The sequence below is a fragment of the Mesorhizobium sp. M5C.F.Ca.IN.020.32.2.1 genome, from assembly GCF_004023105.1.
Lineage (GTDB): Bacteria > Pseudomonadota > Alphaproteobacteria > Rhizobiales > Rhizobiaceae > Mesorhizobium > Mesorhizobium wenxiniae.
In genome coordinates this window covers 1-2,340 of sequence record NZ_RZSX01000933.1, presented here as the reverse complement: position 1 = coordinate 2,340, position 2,340 = coordinate 1, and the positions used below count along the sequence as shown (strand labels likewise).

Below are 2,340 nucleotides of genomic sequence, written 5' to 3'. Positions count from 1 at the left end.
TCTCGACCCTGATCTACCTGGCCCTCGCCATCCTGCTGCGCCAGCTGCTGGCCGGCCTGGGCTGGATGCTGTTTCCAAGGAAGGCGTCGCGATGAGACAGGCGCCATGACCGAGTTCAGCTTCTGGGACATCCTACGCAACCTGCTTCTGGCCGCCCGCTGGACCGTTGTCCTCTCGCTGGTTTCCTTCGTCGGTGGCGGCATCGTCGGTGCGGCCCTGCTTTTCCTGCGCATCGGCGGGCGGCAGTGGCTGCGGCTGCTGTCACGCGGCTACATCCAGCTGTTCCAGGGCACGCCGCTCCTGATGCAGCTTTTTCTCGCTTTTTTCGGCCTTGGCCTGTTCGGCATCGACGTTCCCGCCTGGCTTGCCGCCTGTGTCGCGCTCATCCTGTGGACCGCCGCCTTCCTCGCCGAAATCTGGCGCGGCTGCGTCGAGAGCATCGCCAAGGGTCAATGGGAGGCGTCCGCCAGCCTCGGCATGGGTTATCTCCAGCAGATGCGCTACGTCATCCTGCCGCAGGCGCTGAAAGTGGCGGTGCCGCCGACGGTCGGCTTCTCGGTGCAGGTGGTGAAAGGCACCGCGCTCACCTCCATCATCGGCTTCGTCGAATTGTCGAAGGCCGGTTCGATCGTCACCAACGCGACGTTCCAGCCGTTCACCGTCTATGGTCTGGTCGCGCTCATCTACTTCGCTTTGTGCTGGCCGCTGTCGAAATCGAGCCAGCTCCTGGAAAGGAAGCTCAATGTCGCTCATCGCAATCACTGAGGTGAAGAAGCGCTTCGGCGACAACGAGGTGCTGAAGGGGATTTCAATCGACATCGCGCCGGGCGAGGTCGTCGCCATCATCGGCAAGAGCGGTTCGGGCAAGTCGACGCTGCTGCGCTGCATCAACGGGCTGGAGACCATCGACGAAGGCTCGATCGTCGTCGCCGGCGCCCAGTTCCTGCCCGACGAGGTGCATCTCAAGGCGCTGCGCCTGAAGGTCGGCATGATTTTTCAGCAGTTCAATCTGTTCCCGCATCTCACCGCTGGCGGCAATGTCATGCTGTCGCAGATGGTGGTGAAGAAGACGCCGAAAAAAGACGCCGAAGCGGTCGCGCGAAAAATGCTCGACCGCGTCGGTCTCGCCCACAAGTTCGACGCCTTGCCGGACGAATTGTCCGGCGGCCAGCAGCAGCGCGTGGCCATCGCCCGGGCGCTCGCCATGCAGCCCATCGCGCTGCTATGCGACGAGATCACCTCGGCGCTCGACCCCGAACTCGTTGCCGAAGTGCTGGCTGTCGTCAGGGAATTGGCCGCGGAAGGGATGACGCTGGTGATGGTCACCCATGAGATGCGCTTCGCCCGCGACGTCTGCTCGCGCGTCGTGTTCATGCATCAGGGCCGCGTCCACGAGATCGGCGCCCCCGAGGACGTCTTCGCCAATCCCAGGACGCCTGAGCTCAGGCAGTTTCTAGGCGTGCAGTAGGCGGGCATTGCTGGCCCGCTCGCTGCTCTAAGCGCGTCGCAGAAGATCAGCTCTTGTTGGCGGCCAGCACCAGCACCGGTTTTTCGCTGTAAAGGTCTGGGAATAGCGTCTTCAAATTCTCGATTTTGGGCAGGTCGTTGTAGACGATATAGGGGTAGGTCGGGTTCAGCGTCAAAAAGTCCTGGTGATAGTCTTCGGCCGGATAGAAGGTTTTCCCGGTCTCCAGCGTGGTCACGATCGGCTCTGGAAACACCTTGGCCTTGTCGAGCTGGGCGATGTAGCTCTCGGCTATTTTCTTCTGGGCATCGTTTTCGGCAAAGATCGTCGAACGGTATTGCGGGCCGCGGTCCGGACCCTGATAGTTCAGCTGCGTCGGGTTGTGCGCGACTGAGAAATACACTTGCAGCAACTGGCCGTAGGTCACTTCTGACGGCTCGTAGGTGATCTCGACGGCTTCGGCGTGCCCGGTGCGGCCGGTGCCGACCGTCTCGTAGACGGCGGTGTCCTTGTCGCCTCCGGCATAGCCGGACACGGCGCTGGTCACGCCCTTGACGTGCTGGAACACGCCCTGCACACCCCAGAAACAGCCGCCGGCGAAGATCGCCTTGGCGGTGCCGGCGGCGGGTTTTTCGTCCATCGCCGGCGGTGGGATCACCACCGCCTTCTCGGCCGAGATTGCCGGCGTCTGCCACAAGGCGGCGCCGGCCGCCGCAAGCATCAGCGCCGCGAGCGCGCCCCTGGCGAAGTTCGTCAATCGTTTCGCGGCGGGTTTTTCAATGCCGGTCATCTCTGATCTCCCATGCATGAGTTTAAGACTATACGACAGATAGGTCCGTCGCGGTTTCACATTGCCGTGCGGCGCGTGCATCGGC

The 2,340-nt window shown here is 62.7% G+C and carries 3 protein-coding genes; 2 read left to right on the top strand and 1 reads right to left on the bottom strand.

What is annotated here, in order from left to right:
- Nucleotides 1-105: 105 nt before the first annotated feature.
- Together EOA86_RS31095 and EOA86_RS31090 are read left to right on the top strand one after the other, a co-directional pair.
- A complete protein-coding gene (locus EOA86_RS31095; RefSeq protein WP_095517632.1) occupies nt 106-765 on the top strand; it encodes an amino acid ABC transporter permease in 660 nt (219 codons plus the stop codon).
- Nucleotides 743-1,468, top strand: coding sequence for an amino acid ABC transporter ATP-binding protein (locus EOA86_RS31090; protein ID WP_128345113.1), 726 nt, complete (start codon nt 743-745; stop codon nt 1,466-1,468). The genes EOA86_RS31095 and EOA86_RS31090 overlap by 23 nt, the downstream gene beginning before the upstream one ends.
- A gap of 46 nt (nt 1,469-1,514) precedes the next feature.
- Here EOA86_RS31090 and msrA read toward each other — a convergent pair whose 3' ends face one another.
- Nucleotides 1,515-2,255: a peptide-methionine (S)-S-oxide reductase MsrA gene (msrA, locus tag EOA86_RS31085; protein ID WP_128345111.1), complete on the bottom strand. Its 741-nt coding sequence runs from the start codon at nt 2,253-2,255 to the stop codon at nt 1,515-1,517.
- Nucleotides 2,256-2,340: the final 85 nt, after the last annotated feature.

Coding starts and splice junctions, on each gene's coding strand:
- EOA86_RS31090 (WP_128345113.1), top strand. CDS start 743: ATGTCGCTCATCGCAATCACTGAGGTGAAGAAGCGCTTCGGCGACAAC.
- EOA86_RS31095 (WP_095517632.1), top strand. CDS start 106: ATGACCGAGTTCAGCTTCTGGGACATCCTACGCAACCTGCTTCTGGCC.
- msrA (WP_128345111.1), bottom strand. CDS start 2,255: ATGACCGGCATTGAAAAACCCGCCGCGAAACGATTGACGAACTTCGCC.